This is a genomic window from Actinotalea sp. (assembly GCF_035443605.1).
GTDB lineage: Bacteria > Actinomycetota > Actinomycetes > Actinomycetales > Cellulomonadaceae > Actinotalea.
The window spans coordinates 1-15,281 of the sequence record NZ_DAORSQ010000065.1 but is presented as its reverse complement, the minus strand read 5'-3'; the positions used below and the strand labels follow the sequence as shown (position 1 = coordinate 15,281).

The following is a 15,281-nucleotide window of genomic DNA, read 5'->3' as shown; positions in this document are numbered from 1 at the left end:
CAGCTGGGCTTGGGCGCGCCGGGACGTGCGTAATAGAACCAGACCAGGCCGGTGCACGCGGCGAAGTAGACCGCCGCCCCGAGGAAGAAGGTCGTGGGCGACATGGCCGACAGCGCCATGCCGACGAGGAACGGACCGAACGCCGCGATGGAGGCGGTGAAGCCGATCACTCCCCCGGCCTGGCGCTTGGGGAAGATCATCGGCATCTGCTTGAACGTACCCGCGTTGCCGACCCCGGCGAAGAAGAACAGGACCAGCATCCCCGTGAGGAACCAGGTGAACTCGCCGCGGTCCGTCGGCTCCAGGTACTGCGCGACGAACACCGCGCTCGCCGTCATGCCGATGCCGGAGACCAGGGTCCAGATCGCGCCGCCGAACCGGTCGCACAAGGGGCCCCACGCCGCCCGGACCAGGGACCCGACCAGCGGGCCGAGGAAGGCGAACGCGAGCGGGTCCGGCGCGTCGGCGAAGCCGCCGTACTGGTTGCGGATGAGCAGGCCGAACTGGGCGGCGAAGCCGCTGAACGCCCCGAAGGTCATGACGTAGATCGCGGTCATCACCCAGGTGTGCTTCTCGCCGAAGATGTCCATCTGCTCGCGGATCGAGGCCTTGACCGGGATCCGGCGCAGGAACACCGCGGCCAGGACGGCGCCGAGGACCACCCACGGGATGAGCACGAGCCCGGCGTTGTGCAACCACATCTGCGAGCCCGTCGCCGTCTGCTGCGGCGTGAGGGCCGCCGTGCCGAGCAGTCCGAAGCCGACGACCCACGGCGTGACGAACTGGATGAGGCTGACACCGAAGTTGCCCAGGCCGGCCTGCAGGCCCAGCGCCGTCCCGGCAAGGCGCCTGGGGAAGAAGTAGCTGGTCGAGGGCATGAAGCCAGAGAACGCGCCGCCGCCGATCCCGACCGCGAACGCCAGGGCGAGCAGCACGCCGTACGGCGTCGACGCGTCGCGCACGGCCATCCCCCAGCCGACCATCGGCAGCACCATGAGCGTCGCCGTACCGCCCACGAGGGTCCGGGTGCCCAGCAGCGGCGGCAGGAACATGTAGACGAGCCGCATGAGGCCACCGGACAGACCCGGGAGCGCGACCAGCCAGTAGAGCTGGTTCGCCGACAGGTCGAAGCCGACGTCGTTGAGACGCGGGGCGATCGCGCTGACGAGGTACCAGACGGCGAAGGCCAGGGTCAGGTTGTAGGTGGTGACCCACAGCGTCCGCCAGGCCAGGCCCTTGTCCCAGCGCTCTTCGACCTCGGGGTCCCACCGGGTGAGGTCCACGGTGGAGTCGAACCTGCTCGCCATGGGTGCTCCGGGTGCTCGGGACGGACGCTCGTCACCCGAGTGTCCTGCGCCGGCCCCCTGACTTGTCGAGGCCGGGGCCGTCACAAATCCTGCCCGAGTGTGATTCAGATCACAAGGTGTCGGCCGGCCGCCGGGCGAGGTGCAGCACGCAGTGGTGCGGCCCCGCGAACGGCTCGAGGCGCTCGGCGGTCAGCGGACCGCCCTGCTGGGCGAGCACGCCCCGGGCGAGGCCGAGGTGCACGCTGCAGACCACGTCGGTGTGCTCCCGGGCGACGTCGAGGAACGGGCAGTGCCGCATGTGGATCTGGGGCTCGTGCGGGTCGAGCTCCGGCTCGAAACCCAGCTCCTCCAGGTGCGCCTCGATGACGGCCAGCTGCGTGAGCTCCTCGGCGCCGCTGAAGGCCCCCGCGCCGACCGCGGGGGCGCCCCGCACACCCGCCCCCCGCTCGGCCACCCAGCCGTCCGCCTGCTGGACACCCGCCTGCACCGCCGCGCCCGCGTGGCTCTCCAGGGGCTGTCCGTACCCCGCCAGGAGCACCTTGATGAGGTTGTCGCGGAACCAGGCGTCCGCCGAGGGCACCGTGGGGCGCTCCCGTGCGCTGTAGAGGATCCGCGGCCGCCCCCGGGTCGCCCGGGCCTCGGGCGCCTTGGCGACGTAGCCCGCCGCGACGAGGTGCTCGAGGTGGTCGCGCGTCGTCGTCCGGTGCAGCCCGAGCCGGGGCGCCAGCTCGTGGACCCCCATGGGCTCGGCGGCCTGCTGGAGCACGTGCAGGATCTCGATGCGGCTCTCGTGGGCGAGGGCGCGGGCCTGACTCAGGGATCGGGCGACCACAGGTCGATTATTGATGGTCCGGACCGTCGCAACACGGGCCCTAGGTCGGTACCGTGGCGGACGTGAGCACCCCCCGCGAGCATCGCGCCCCCGGGCCGGCCGGCGTCGCCGCCGTCGTGGTCGTGGTCTCCGACCGCTGCTCGCGCGGCGAGGCCGAGGACCGCTCCGGCCCGCTCGCCGTCGACCTGCTCACCACCGCAGGGCTGGACGTCGGGCCACCCGTCGTCGTCCCGGACGGGACGGACCGGGTGCTCGGCGCGCTGCGGGCGGTGCTCGCCGGCCCCGCGCGCCTGGTCGTCACCAGCGGGGGGACGGGCGTCGGGCCCCGCGACCAGACCCCCGAGGGCACGCGTCCGGTCATCGCCCGCGAGCTGCCCGGCGTCGCCGAGGCGATCCGACGCGCCGGGGCGGTGTCCGCACCCACCGCGGTGCTCTCCCGCGGGCTGGTGGGCCTGACCGCACGGGGGCAGCTCGTGGTCAACCTCCCGGGGAGCCCGGCCGGGGTCCAGCAGGGTCTGGCCGTCGTCCTGCCCCTCCTGGGCCACGTGCTCGACCAGGTCGACGGCGGGGACCACGGATGAGCCTCGCCGCGCTGACCGACGGCGTGCTGTCCGTGGCGGAGCACCTGGCCGCGGTGGCCCACCCCGCGGCGGGGGCGGTCGCGATGTTCGTCGGGCAGGTCCGCGACCACGACCCCGCCGCGACGGGGCCCGTCGTCGCCCTGGAGTACACGGCCCATCCCGACGGGGCCGCGGTGCTCGCGCGACTCGTCGACGCGGTCGCGGCGCGCGACGGCGTCCTTGCCGTGGCGGCCGGCCACCGCTACGGCCACCTGCCGGTCGGCGAGATCGCCGTCGTCGTGGCCGTCGCCACCGCGCACCGGTCCCTGGCCTTCGAGGTCTGCGAGGAGCTGGTCGAGGCGATCAAGGCGGAGCTGCCGATGTGGAAGCGCGAGATCCTCGCCGACGGTCACCACGTGTGGGTGGGTCTGACGTGAGCGGCGCCGCTCCCGCCGCCGGGCTGGTCGACCGGTTCGGCCGCGTGCACCGCGACCTGCGCATCTCCCTGACGGACCGCTGCTCGCTGCGCTGCACCTACTGCATGCCCGCCGAGGGCGTGCCGTGGCTGCCCGGGGCGTCGATGCTCACCACCACCGAGCTGGTCCGGGCCGCGGCGGTCGCCGTCGAGCTGGGGATCCGGGAGATCCGCCTGACGGGCGGCGAGCCGCTGCTGCGTCCCGACGTCGTCGACGTGGTGGCCGCGCTCGCCCGGCTCGGGCCGGCGGGCGCCCACCCGGAGATCTCCCTGACGACCAACGCCCTGCGCCTGCCTGCGCTGGCGGGCCCGCTCAAGGACGCGGGGCTCACGCGGGTCAACGTCAGCCTCGACACGCTGGACCGCGCGCGCTACCAGCAGCTCACGCGGCGCGACCGGCTGCCGGAGGTCCTCGCCGGCCTCGCCGCCGCACGCGCCGTCGGACTGGAGCCGATCAAGCTCAACGCCGTGGCGATGCGCGGCGTCAACGACGCCGAGGTGGTCGACCTGGTGCGGTTCGCCGTCGACCAGGGGTACGAGATGCGGTTCATCGAGCAGATGCCACTCGACGCCGGCCACACGTGGGACCGCACCGCGATGGTGACGCAGGCCGAGATCCTTGACGCACTGACCGGGGCGTTCGACCTGACCCCGGTGCCCGGCCGCGGCGCCGCGCCGGCCGCGCGCTGGCTCATCGACGGCGGACCCCGGACGGTCGGCGTCATCGCCTCGGTCACGGCGCCGTTCTGCGGGGCCTGCGACCGGATCCGCCTCACGGCGGACGGTCAGCTGCGCGCCTGCCTCTTCGCCCGTTCCGAGACGGACCTGCGCTCGATCCTGCGCGCCGGAGGGGACGACGCAGAGCTCGCCGCGGCCTTCCGCGGCTGCCTGGCCGGCAAACGGGCCGGGCACGACATCGACGACCCGTCGTTCCTCCAGCCCGAGCGCCCGATGAGCGCCATCGGCGGGTAGGACCGGCCGGGCGACCGGCCCGCGCGGCCGTCAGCCGCCGGCGAACGGCGGGAGCACGTCGACGGTCACGCCCTCGCGCAGCCGATCGCCGTCCGCGGCGAGCCGGACGCCGTCCGACAGCAGCGAGGACTGCGCCAGCACGCGCGCCATCGGCGGCCCGTGCCGCTCGACGAGCCGCGCGCGCAGCTCACCGACGGTCGTGGCCGCCACGGGCTCCGCGGACGTCCCTGCCGCCTCGGCCGCCGCGGCGAAGTGCCGCACGGTGATCACTCGGCGCCCCCCTCCTCGCGCGCCTTCGCCCACTCGCGGGCCAGGTCGGTGACGCGAGCCGCGACCCGGTCGAGCTCGGCGCGGTCCCGTGTGCCCGACGCGACGGCGTACCCGACGAAGAAGCCGGTCAGCGGCACGGCCGGGCGCGCGACGCCGTGCGCCGTCTCGCGGGCCAGGTCGAGGACCGCCTCGACGTCGACGACGGCGGGGTCGACGCCGAACTCGGCGGCCAGCCGGGCCACCCAGGCGTACAGGTCGTGCCCAGCGGGCTCGTGCCCGGCTCGCGCCGGGCGGTCCGCGGTGTCGTCGGTGCTCATGGGGTCCTCTCCGAGATGACGGCTTCCAGCCACGCGACAGCCTCCCAGGTGTCGGCGTCCTGACCCGCCCCGGTCCGGTCGGGCACCTCGACCACGTCGAGCCCGTCGAGCAGACGGCGCATCGAGGCGCCGTGCACTCCCCCGCCGGCCCGCAGCCGGTCCAGCGCCGTCACCAGGGCCTCGCGTCGGTAGACGGCCAGCAGGGACTGCCGACGACCCTCAGCGTCGACGAGCGCCGCACCGTCCGCCGCGGGAGCCTGGGCCCGCGCGGCGAGCAGGTCGGCGACCGCCGGTGCGGCGAGCGGCAGGTCGCACGCGAGCACGAGGACCGGGACGTCTCCCGCGGCGCCCAGGTGCGTCAGTCCGGCGTCGATCCCCGCCACGGGTCCGCCCAGCGGCGGATCCTCCTGCACCCGGGCCGTGCCGAAGGCGTCGAGCCCGGCCGGCCCGACGACGACCAGTCGGCGCGCCCCGGCGACCGCGGCGAGCACGTGCTCGAGCATCGGGCGGCCTCCGACCACGACGGAGGCCTTGTCGACCCCGCCGAGGCGGACCCCCTCGCCACCGGCAAGGACGATCGCGTCGAACGGGTCGGGCGGTCCTTCCGGTCGCGGGCTCTCGGTGCCCTCTGTGCGGTCGGTTCGCTCGTTGGTCATCGTCCGTCCTCCTCCTCGCGGGCCCAGGTCCCGGACCGCCCACCGGTCTTGCTGAGCAGCCGCACGGCGTCGATCCGCACGGTGCGGTCCAGGCCCTTGACCATGTCCACCACGGCCAGGCAGGCGACGCTCACTGCGGTCAAGGCCTCCATCTCCACGCCCGTGCGGTCGGCGGTGCGCACCTGCGCCCGGACCTCGACGCCGTCGTCGACCACCTCGAGATCGACCGACGCCCCGTGCACGCCGATGACGTGGGCCAGCGGCAGCAGGTCCGGGGTCCGCTTGGCTGCGGCGATGCCGGCCACCCGCGCCACCGCGAGGACGTCCCCCTTGGGCACGGTGCCCGAGCGCAGGGCCGCGACGACCTCCGGGGCGCACCGCACGAAGCCCGCCGCCGTGGCCTCGCGCGCGGTGGGGGTCTTACCCGTGACGTCGACCATCCGGGCGTGACCTGCCCGGTCCAGGTGGGTGAACGGGTTCTCGTCCATCAAACACTCCTCAGCACGTCGATGTGGTCGCCCGCGCGCACGGCCGGGGTACCGGCCGGGACGATGGCGAGCCCGTCGGCCCTGGCCAGTCCGGCGACCAGGTGGGAACCCGATCCCCCGGGTACAGCCCGGCGCACCCGGGGGTCCGAGCTCGGTCCCGAGATCACCACGGGCATGTACTGGGCACGTCCGGACGGTGGGGTCCAGGAGTCGTCGACGGTGGCCCGCAGCACCGGGCGGGCGTCGGGATCCAGCCCGGCGAGCCGGTCCAGGACGGGCCGGACGAAGACCTCGAACGAGACGTAGGCGCTGACGGGGTTGCCCGGCAGGCACAGGATCGGCGTGCCGCCGCCCAGGACGCCCAGTCCCTGGGGCTTGCCCGGCTGCATCGCCACCCGCACGAAGGCCGTGCCGGGCCGGCCCTCGAGCACCTGCCGCACCACCTCGTACGCGCCCATGGACACGCCCCCGCTCGTCACGACGAGATCGACGGTCCCTGCGAGGCCGTCGAGGAGCCTGCGAAGCGCTGCGGGGTCGTCGCCGACGCTGGCGATGGAGGTGACCTCACCCCCCGCCGCACGGACGGCCGAGGCGAGCAGCAGGGAGTTGGAGTCCGGGATCTGTCCCTGGCGCAGGGCCGAGCCAGGGGCGACGAGCTCGGTGCCCGTGGAGAGCACGGCGACCCGCGCCCGGCACCGCACCAGGACGCGGTCCCTCCCGACGGAGGCGATCGCGGCGAGCTGACGCGGTCCGAGCACGACGCCCGCGTCGACCACCGGGTCACCGGCACGCAGGTCCTCGCCGACCCTGCGGATGTGCGCCCCGGCGGCGGCGGGCCGGAGCACGCGCACGACGGCTGTGCCACCGTCGGTCTCCTCCACCGGGACGATCGCGTCCGCGCCACGCGGTAACGGTGCGCCCGTCATGATCCTGGCGGCCGTCCCGCTCAGGACCGCGGGGTTCTCGGCGCTCCCGGCCGGAAGGTCGGCCACCACCCGGAGCAGGACGGGTCGGTTGCCGGCGTCGGTCGTGTCCGCGGCCCGCACCGCGTAGCCGTCCATCGCGGAGTTGTCCCACCGGGGCAGGTCGGTGCCGGAGGTGATGTCCTCCGCCAGCACGCGGCCGAGCGCATCGCCCAGGGGCACGGTCTCCGTGGGGACCGGTGCGACGAGGTCGAGCGCCGCGCGCCGGTGCTCCGCGACCGTTCTCATGACGTCACTCATGGAGCCTCCGTGCGGGCCGCGTTCGCAGGCAGGTCCGCGCCGCCGTGCGCACGGCCGACGGCGTCCGGCCCGCCCTCGGCGACCCAGGCCAGTGCACCGCCCGCCAGGTGCGCGACGTCGTAGCCCGCCGCGCGCAGGGCGTGCCCCGCGACCTCGGAGCGCACCGCGCTGCGGCACACCAGGACGACGGGCCGACCCGCGGGGATCCGCCCGAGGTCCCGCCCGGCGAGGATGTCCGCGAGCGGCACACCCATGGCCGGCGGGCCCACGAGGGTGCGGCGCTCCGCGTCGTCGCGCACGTCGACGACCACGGGTGCCGCTGGCCCCCCGGCGGCGATCGCCGCCGCGAGCGCGGCGACGGACACCGTGGGCACCCCGGGCTCCTGGTGGGTCGCCGGCCGCGGCAGGTCGGCCGGCTCGGCCGCGGCACCGAGAAGCGGGATCTCCGTCCAGCGCTGCTCGAGCGCGTCGAGGACCAGGACCCGGCCGAGCAGGGGCCGGCCGATGCCCGTGATGAGCTTGATGGCCTCGGTGGCCATCACGGAGCCCACCTGCCCGCACAGCGACCCGAGCACACCCGCCTCGGCGCACGACGGCACGTCCCCGGCCGGTGGCGGGGCCGGGAACAGGTCACGCAGCTGGACCGGCCGGACGCCGGAGCCCGCCGGCGGGCGCCCCCAGAAGACGCTCACCTGGGCGTCGAACCGGAGCACGGAGCCCCAGACCTCCGGCAGCCCCAGCCGCACGCACGCGTCGTTGACGAGGTACCGGGTCTCGAAGGTGTCCGTCCCGTCCACGACGAGGTCGTAGTCGGCGAGCAGGTCGACGGTGGCTGCGGTGAGTCGCACGTGGTGGGTGACCACCTGCACCCCCGGGTCGAGCCGGTGCAGCGCCTCGGCGGCGCTGTCGACCTTGGGGCGGCCCACGTCGCCCGCCCCGTGGACCACCTGACGCTGCAGGTTCGACAGCTCGACGTCGTCGGAGTCGACGACCCCGATCCGCCCGACACCCGCCGCGGCGAGGTACTGCAGCACGGGCGAGCCCAGCCCACCGGCACCCACGACGCACACGCGCGCGTTGCGCAGCCGGCGTTGGCCGAGCTCGCCGAGGTGGGGCAGGAGCAGGTGGCGCGCGTAGCGCACCCGGTCCTGGGCGTCCAGGGCCGGGCCCGGGGCCACCAGAGGTGCGATGCCGGCGCCTCGCCCGTGGGCACCGGGGCCGGCCGGGGACCCCGTCATCGTTCGCCCCGCCGCAGCCGGGCGACGGCGACGTGGGCGACCAGCCCCGCAAGGACGGCCCATCCCAGGTTCGTGGCGAACCCCAGGACCCCGACGCCCACGGCGATCGACCACGACGTCGCGCCCCTCAGGTCCCGCAGCAGCAGGACGTGCGTGAGGCCGGCGACGACGAGCAGCGCCGCGAGCAGCGGCAGGGGGAAGCCGCTCAGCAGCGTCGCCAGGCCCGCGCCGCCGGCCACGGCCCCCACGACGAGGGCGCCCCCGATGAGGGCGGGGGTGCGCCCGGTGCGACCACCGAACGAGTGGTGGGCCGACATCCCGCCGGCCCCGTGGCACAGGGGCATCCCGCCGACGGCGCCGACGAGCACGTTGGCCGCCCCGAGCGACAGCGCGAGCCTGCTGGGGGTCACGGCCGCGGCTCGGGGGCCGAAGTAGGCGCGTGCGGCGTCGGCGGGCGCGAGGCACGAGTTGGTGAGCGTGAGCGGCACCTGGGGCAGCACGAGCAGCGTCGCGGCCGCGGCGAGCGTCGCGAGGTCGATGTGCGGGAGCGCCACGGCGGACGGCCCCCACACCGGCGCCCCTGCCCCCCGCGTGACAACTGCGGCGACGACCATCCCCGCTGCGACGACCACCAGGACGAGGCGGCCGGGCCACCGCAGCAGCACCACGGTCAGCCCCACCATCACCGCGAGTGCGAGGGCCGGGGCCAGGGTCGCCTGAAAGGCCGCCGGCGGGCCCGTGACCAGGCCCCAGGCGATCCGCGCGAAGGTCAGCCCCACGGCGAGCTGGACGCCCCGCGTGACCGCGACGGGGAAGACGCGAGCCAGGCGGTCGAGGACGCCGGTGCCGCCCAGCGCGAGGAAGACCACACCCATGAGCAGCGCGCCGGCCGCGATCGTCTCGACCCCCGCACCGGCCGCGATCGCCACCGCGCCGAAGGCCTTGAGCGGCTGGACGGCCACCGGGACCCGGTAGAGCCAGGCGGCGGCGAGGTACGTCAGGCCGGCGGGCAGCAGGACGGCCGTGGCCGACAGGCCGTTGCCGACGATGAGGGCCACGGCGATCGGCACGAGGACGCCGAGGTCGGCGACGGACGCGGAGGCCTCGCGCCACCAGGTCCAGGTCGGCGATCGCACGTCGGCCGGCACGGTCACCGCGGCCATCGATGCCTCCGCCCCGAGGTTCCGGCACGGCGCGGCCGATCGCTCGCGGCCGTGATCATGTCGGCGCCCTTCCCGTCGGCCCCCAGGTACAGCCCAGAGTGGACCACACGGTGTCCACGGTCCACCGATGGCGGTCCGGCCCCTACGCCGCGGCTGTCGGCCGGCAGGCGCCCCGGCGCACCGCCGACGTCGCTCACCGCGGGGTCATCGGTGCTCGGGCACGTCGTCGAACCGGTGGCTGAGCTCCGGCGAGCGGCGGTGCAGCATGCGGTGGACCGTCAGGTGCATCCAGAGGGCGGCGACCAGGGTCAGGGCGAAGAGGAGGAAGAACGTCGACTGCGGCATGCCCGTCCACAGCTGCAGGTAGGCGAACATCGGGGGCAGGAAGAAGCCGCCGAGCGCACCCAGCGTGCCGACCAGCCCGCCCACCGCGCCCACGTCGGTCGGGAAGTACTCGGGGATGTGCTTGTAGACCGCCGCCTTGCCGATCCCCATCGCGACGCCCACCAGGACGACCACGCCGGTGAACACGCCCACCGAGAGCTCGTAGGGCAGCACCTCGCGCACGCCACTCGCGTCGATCTCCTCCGAGACCTGGATGACGATGTAGCCGTACGGCATCATCAGGACGCCGGTGGCCAGCAGCATCGCGGCGAACGTCCAGTACATGACCACCCGGGCACCGAACCTGTCGGACAGGTAGCCGCCGAAGGGCCGTAGCAGGCTGGCGGGGAAGATGAACAGGGCGGTCAGCAGGGCGGCCTCGTGCAGCGGTACCTCGAACACGTCGACGTAGTACTTGGGCAGCCAGGCCGCCAGGGCGACGTACGCCCCGAAGACCACCACGTAGTACAGGCTGAAGCGCCACACCCGCAGATGGCGCAGCGGGCCCAGCATCGAGACCATCGACCGCCCCTGCCCGGGCTTGTGGTCATGCGACGGGGTGCCGAACCACATCACCGCGGCCATCACCACGAGCAGCACCGAGTACAGGAACGGGACGAAGCGCCAGCCGTCGAAGCGCAGCCCGAGGAGCGTCATCGACGGCACGGCGACGATGAGCGCCGGGCCGACGAGCTTGGTGACCGACGCACCGACGTTGCCGGCCCCGAAGACGCCGAGCGCGAAGCCCTGGCGATCGCGAGGGAACCACGCCGAGTTCCACGCGATCCCGACGCTGAAGGAGTTGCCGGCGAACCCGGCGAAGAATGCGAAGACCAGCAGCATCGTGAAGCTGTCGGCCTGCGAGACGAGGAACGTGGGAACGGCCGTCGCCAGGAGCATCACGACGAAGACCCGTCGTCCGCCGTAGCGGTCGGCGAGGATCCCGGCAGGCAGCCGCCACAGCGCCCCGTTGAGGATCGCCGTGGCCGTGAGCCAGGACAGCTCGACGTCGCTGAGGCCGAACTCCTCGCGGATCGGGATCCCCAGGACGCCGAACATGAGCCACACGGCGAACATCAGCGTGAAGCCGATGGTCGACAGGACGAGCACGCGGCCCCGTCCGGCCGGCTTCGCCGTGGGCGCCACCGGATCCTTCCGGGCGTCGTCGGCTGACGGGTTCACGGGTCCTCGATTCGCTGGCCGGCCGAGCGCGCGTGCCCCGCGGGGACGGCGCGCTCCCTCCCGGCAAGGATGCCGTGGCTGAACCGGGAAATGAACCCGCAGCGGCCGTCACAAATCAGCGGTCCAGTGACCTCGGGCCACCGGCCTCGAGCACCGCGAGCACGGTCTGGACGAGGACGGTTCGGGTGCGCTGGTCCAGGCTGGTCGACCCGGGGCGGTCCCGGCGCCAGGCCTGGACCCCGGCGGGCAGGCAGCCGATGGCGCACGCCGCGCGGACCCTGGCGTCGGCTGCCTCCTGCGGGTCGTCGGGCAGCGGGCCGAGCAGGGCAGCGGCGACCCTGGTCGGCAGGGAGCCCTCGGCAGTCAACGCCGGTAGGTGGGGGCCGACGGCGGGGTCGGAGAGCAGGACGACCACCTGGGGCCCGACGTCCCCGACGACGTCGACGAGCGCCTCGACCAGGGCTCGGCGGCGCGGCGGGTCGGCGGCCGGGCCATGGGCGGCCAGGACCCCGGCGATCCGGGTGGTCGCCGGGCCGCGGAGCTCGGCGAGCAGGTTCTCCTTGGCCGGGAAGTGGTAGTAGACCGCCGCCTTGGTCATGCCCATGCGGTCGGCGATGTCGCGGATCGAGGTGCCCTCGTAGCCGCGGGCGCCGAACAGCTCCAGGGCGACGGCGAGGATGCGCTCGCGTGTGCTGCCGTGCTCCTCGGCACCCATCCGGACCTCCCGACTTGACGATCGTCTAGTTCGCGACCACCCTAGCCTCCTCAGCGTACTTACCGGTCGTCAAGTAAGGGAGTCCGATCCGATGGCACCGCTCGCCCGATGGAGCTCACGTCACCCCTGGGTGGTGGCCCTGGTCTGGGTCGCCGCCATCGCCGTGTCCCAGCTATCCGCCGCAGCGGTGGGGACGGACTTCCGCAACAGCTTCGCCCTGCCCGGCACCGACAGCCAGGCCGCCGTCGACCTGCTCACCGAGCAGTTCCCCGAGGCCAGCGGCGACGCCGACACGATCGTCGCGACCGCCACCAACGGCCAGATCACCGACCCGGCCGTCCAGCAGGAGCTCACCGCCCTGCTCGACGAGGTCGCCGCGCTCGACTCGGTCACCGCGGTACGCAGCCCGTACGGGCCCATGGGGGCGGCCCAGATCAGCCCCGACGGGACGATCGCCTACGCGAGCGTCCAGTACGCCGCGTCGGCGCGTGACGTGCCGGCAAATGACCTGCGGGCCATGGTCGACCTCGTGACGGACGCCAGCACCGAGGGACTCGAGGTCGCCGTCGGCGGTCAGGGCGTCGCGGGACTGTCCCACCCGACGATCGGCCCGGCCGAGCTCCTCGGCGTGGCCGTCGCGGGCCTGGTGCTGCTGCTGGTGTTCCGCTCGGCCCTGGCAGCCCTGCTGCCCATCGTCTCGGCGGCCGCGGCCCTGGGGGTCGCGACCGGCATGGTCCGGCTGGCCTCGAACGTCACGACGATCACCGACGTCGCACCCACCCTGGGGGTGCTCCTCGGGCTCGGTGTCGGCATCGACTACGCGCTGTTCATCGTCAACCGCCACCGGGCCAACGTGCGCGGCGGGATGGACGTGCGGCACTCGATCGTCGCCGCGATGGACACCTCCGGCCGGGCTGTCGTCTTCGCCGGGATCACCGTGGTCATCGCCCTGCTGGGCCTTCTCCTCACCGGCATCGAGTTCCTCGGCGGGCTGGCGATCGGCGCCACCGTCTCGGTGGTCCTGACCGTGCTGTCCGCCACGACCCTGGTCCCCGCGCTCCTCGGCGCGCTGGGGCTGCGCGTCCTGGGCCGGCGTGACCGCACCATGCTCGCGGCCGGGATCCTCGTGCCGGAGCACTCCACGGGGGCGTTCCGCCGCTGGGCCGGCTACGTCCAGCGGCGCCCCGTGGTGCTCGCCCTGGTCGCCGTCGCCCTGCTGGCCACCATCGCCCTGCCCGTCGGCAGCCTGCGACTCGGCGCGGCCGACCAGGGCAACGACCCCGTCGGCACGATGACCCGCGAGGCCTACGACGCCCTGGCGACCGGGTTCGGCCCCGGCATCAACGGCCCGCTCATCCTCGCGGTGGACCTCACCGACACCCCGGTGACCGACGGCCACCCGGCCGTCCTCATGCCGCTGCTCGCCGCGCTACAGGCCGACCCCGCGGTGGCCTCGGTCGCCGGTCCGATGCTCCACCCCGACGGCACCGCCGCCGTGCTGCGCGTCATCCCCACCACCAGCCCGCAGGACGTCGCCACGAGCGACCTCATCGACCGGGTCCGCACCGAGATCGCCCCGGCGGCCGAACAGGCCGCACCCATGACCGTGCACGTCGGTGGCCCCACCGCGACCTTCGACGACTTCGCCGGCCAGATCCAGGACACCCTGCCGCTGTTCGTCTCGGTCGTCATCGGCCTGTCGCTGCTGCTGCTGGTCCTGGCCTTCCGCAGCCTGCTCGTCCCCCTCGTCGGGGCACTGATGAACCTGCTGTCCGTCGCGGCCGCGTTCGGCGTCGTCGTCGCCGTGTTCCAGTGGGGCTGGGCCGGCGATCTCATCGGCCTCGGCAAGGCCGGACCCATCGAACCCTTCCTGCCCGTCATCCTGTTCGCCATGCTCTTCGGCCTGTCGATGGACTACCAGGTCTTCCTCGTCAGCCGGATGCACGAGGAGTGGAAGCGCACCGGCGACAACGCCGCAGCCGTCCGCACCGGCCACGCCGACGCCGGGACCGTCATCGTCGCCGCCGCCACGATCATGGTCGTCGTCTTCGGAGCCTTCGTCTTCGGCGACTCACGCACCATCAAGCTCATGGGCCTGGGCATGGCCTCAGCCGTCCTGCTCGACGCCTTCATCATCCGCATGCTCCTCGTCCCGGCGATCATGCACCGCATCGGCCCAGCCAACTGGTGGCTACCGGGCTGGCTCGACCGGATCCTGCCCGTCCTCAGCGTCGAAGGCACCCACGTCGAGCACCCCGGCGAGGTCGCTCGGGACGATGCACCGCCCGCAGTGGCAACGGTTCCCGTGCGGTGAGCGGTGAGCACCCACGCCGCAGCGCTAGGCACCCTCGGGAGCCGGAGTCGCCATCAGGGATCGTGCCTGGTCGCGCTGGCGGCGTGCCGGGAGCACCACGAGGTTCGCGGCGCGGCCGGGTGCGGCGGGTGCGGTGCCCGGGTGCCCAGCAGCACCGCCAGGAGCAGGCGTGCGAGCATCCGGCCACGAGCTCGACCACCTGCGCCAGGGTGGCCACCGCCGTCGACGACCACCCCGATCCCGTGAGCACTTCAGGTTCGACTCCCGCACGGGGCCGCCATGAAGGTCGGCTGCGACGGCCTCACCTGCGGAGGGCTCGGGGCGCGCGATGGCGGGCTGACCATGGCCCGGCGCGCCCTCCGTCGCAGGCTGTGCTGGTACAGGTCAGCGGCTCGGAGCTGCGGTCGAGCCGCGTGCTGGCACCTCGGAGCGTCTACCACGGGATCCAGCCCGCTCGAGGGACCTTCCGGGGCCCGGACCGTCAGCGGCCGAGGCGCTCGACGGTTGCGCCGTGGCCCGGGCAGAACTGGCGCACCGGCAGCGAGGACAGCATGGCGCGCGACGCATCGCCCTGGGCCGGATCCGTCATCATCTGGCTCGGCGAGAACGGCACCAGCTCACCATCAGGTCCGACCAGGGCGGCGTCGCCGATCAGTGCGACGTCATGCCACACGAACGCGTAGTGGCCCGGGGTGTGCCCAGGGCTCGGCACGGCGGTCAGGCCGGGGACGACCGTCACCTCGCCACGGAGCTCGACCGTGTCGTCGGGCAGGTCGGGCAGACGGAACAGGCGCACCGTGAGCTGGCGAAGACGGGGACCCGGCACCGTGCGGGTCCGCAGGATCTCCACGTCGGCCGCGCCCAACCACGCCGTGGCCCCGGTGCGGCGATGCCACTCGGCCGCGGATCGCGTGTGGTCCCAGTCGTAGTGCGTCAACAGGATGTCGGTGACGTCATGAGGCGAACGCCCCGCCGCCCTCAGCTGGCGTGCCACCGGGTCGAGCTGGGACGAAGGCCCGGGATCAACCAGCAGGACCCGTCCGGCATCAGCCACCAGGAAGGTGTTGCACCCCCACGAGCTCGACGTCATCGCCCACAGGCCGGGCCGGAGCTGAAGCATCACGCCTCCCAGGGCGTGTTGATCAATAGGTTTCGGGGGTGGTTCGGGGACTCTTGACCGGTGGC

General features: G+C 74.1%; 16 protein-coding genes. 4 read left to right on the top strand and 12 right to left on the bottom strand.

The window, feature by feature from the left end; translation table 11 throughout:
• Window positions 1–1,307: MFS transporter (locus tag PKY62_RS08650; protein ID WP_324536307.1), on the bottom strand; the 1,307-nt coding region annotated here is incomplete at its 3' end.
• Window positions 1,308–1,416: 109 nt separating this feature from the next.
• The gene (locus PKY62_RS08645; protein WP_324536306.1) at window positions 1,417–2,139 is read right to left on the bottom strand and encodes a helix-turn-helix transcriptional regulator; all 723 of its coding nucleotides are present in this window, start codon (window positions 2,137–2,139) and stop codon (window positions 1,417–1,419) included.
• A 62-nt stretch (window positions 2,140–2,201) separates the two neighbouring features.
• Here PKY62_RS08645 and PKY62_RS08640 point away from each other — a divergent pair, with 62 nt between their 5' ends.
• The 3 genes from PKY62_RS08640 to moaA are packed head-to-tail and all read left to right on the top strand — an operon-like array spanning window position 2,202 to window position 4,146.
• Complete coding sequence (locus PKY62_RS08640; protein ID WP_324536305.1) at window positions 2,202–2,720, top strand: MogA/MoaB family molybdenum cofactor biosynthesis protein; 519 nt, start codon at window positions 2,202–2,204, stop codon at window positions 2,718–2,720.
• Window positions 2,717–3,136 carry a molybdenum cofactor biosynthesis protein MoaE gene (locus PKY62_RS08635; protein WP_324536304.1) on the top strand — a complete coding sequence of 140 codons (420 nt, stop codon included), beginning with the start codon at window positions 2,717–2,719 and terminating at the stop codon, window positions 3,134–3,136. Before PKY62_RS08640 ends, PKY62_RS08635 begins: the two co-directional genes overlap by 4 nt.
• On the top strand, window positions 3,133–4,146 hold the full coding sequence (gene moaA / locus PKY62_RS08630; RefSeq protein WP_324536303.1) for a GTP 3',8-cyclase MoaA: 1,014 nt from the start codon (window positions 3,133–3,135) through the stop codon (window positions 4,144–4,146). The genes PKY62_RS08635 and moaA overlap by 4 nt, the downstream gene beginning before the upstream one ends.
• 30 nt (window positions 4,147–4,176) lie before the next feature.
• Here moaA and PKY62_RS08625 read toward each other — a convergent pair whose 3' ends face one another.
• From PKY62_RS08625 to PKY62_RS08585, 9 genes are all read right to left on the bottom strand, one after another.
• A complete protein-coding gene (locus tag PKY62_RS08625; protein ID WP_324536302.1) occupies window positions 4,177–4,416 on the bottom strand; it encodes a MoaD/ThiS family protein in 240 nt (79 codons plus the stop codon).
• Window positions 4,413–4,733 carry a DUF6457 domain-containing protein gene (locus PKY62_RS08620; protein ID WP_324536301.1) on the bottom strand — a complete coding sequence of 107 codons (321 nt, stop codon included), beginning with the start codon at window positions 4,731–4,733 and terminating at the stop codon, window positions 4,413–4,415. Before PKY62_RS08620 ends, PKY62_RS08625 begins: the two co-directional genes overlap by 4 nt.
• Window positions 4,730–5,389 (bottom strand): molybdenum cofactor guanylyltransferase, encoded by a 660-nt coding sequence (gene mobA / locus PKY62_RS08615; protein WP_324536300.1) that lies wholly within the window; start codon window positions 5,387–5,389, stop codon window positions 4,730–4,732. The genes PKY62_RS08620 and mobA overlap by 4 nt, the downstream gene beginning before the upstream one ends.
• A complete protein-coding gene (gene moaC, locus PKY62_RS08610; RefSeq protein ID WP_324536299.1) occupies window positions 5,386–5,877 on the bottom strand; it encodes a cyclic pyranopterin monophosphate synthase MoaC in 492 nt (163 codons plus the stop codon). The genes mobA and moaC overlap by 4 nt, the downstream gene beginning before the upstream one ends.
• Complete coding sequence (locus PKY62_RS08605) at window positions 5,877–7,100, bottom strand: molybdopterin molybdotransferase MoeA (RefSeq protein ID WP_324536298.1); 1,224 nt, start codon at window positions 7,098–7,100, stop codon at window positions 5,877–5,879. The genes moaC and PKY62_RS08605 overlap by 1 nt, the downstream gene beginning before the upstream one ends.
• The gene (locus tag PKY62_RS08600; RefSeq protein ID WP_324536297.1) at window positions 7,097–8,278 is read right to left on the bottom strand and encodes a ThiF family adenylyltransferase; all 1,182 of its coding nucleotides are present in this window, start codon (window positions 8,276–8,278) and stop codon (window positions 7,097–7,099) included. Before PKY62_RS08600 ends, PKY62_RS08605 begins: the two co-directional genes overlap by 4 nt.
• A gap of 56 nt (window positions 8,279–8,334) precedes the next feature.
• Window positions 8,335–9,501 carry a molybdate transporter family protein gene (locus tag PKY62_RS08595; protein ID WP_324536296.1) on the bottom strand — a complete coding sequence of 389 codons (1,167 nt, stop codon included), beginning with the start codon at window positions 9,499–9,501 and terminating at the stop codon, window positions 8,335–8,337.
• A gap of 204 nt (window positions 9,502–9,705) precedes the next feature.
• On the bottom strand, window positions 9,706–11,031 hold the full coding sequence (locus PKY62_RS08590) for an MFS transporter (RefSeq protein WP_324536295.1): 1,326 nt from the start codon (window positions 11,029–11,031) through the stop codon (window positions 9,706–9,708).
• Window positions 11,032–11,182: 151 nt separating this feature from the next.
• Window positions 11,183–11,782, bottom strand: coding sequence for a TetR/AcrR family transcriptional regulator (locus PKY62_RS08585; RefSeq protein ID WP_324536294.1), 600 nt, complete (start codon window positions 11,780–11,782; stop codon window positions 11,183–11,185).
• 133 nt (window positions 11,783–11,915) lie between these two features.
• On the opposite strand from PKY62_RS08585, the gene PKY62_RS08580 reads away from it, so the two are divergent.
• The gene (locus PKY62_RS08580) at window positions 11,916–14,096 is read left to right on the top strand and encodes an MMPL family transporter (RefSeq protein WP_324536293.1); all 2,181 of its coding nucleotides are present in this window, start codon (window positions 11,916–11,918) and stop codon (window positions 14,094–14,096) included.
• A 481-nt stretch (window positions 14,097–14,577) separates the two neighbouring features.
• Here PKY62_RS08580 and PKY62_RS08575 read toward each other — a convergent pair.
• A partial coding sequence (locus PKY62_RS08575; RefSeq protein WP_324536292.1) for an MBL fold metallo-hydrolase occupies window positions 14,578–15,281 on the bottom strand: 704 nt, incomplete at its 5' end.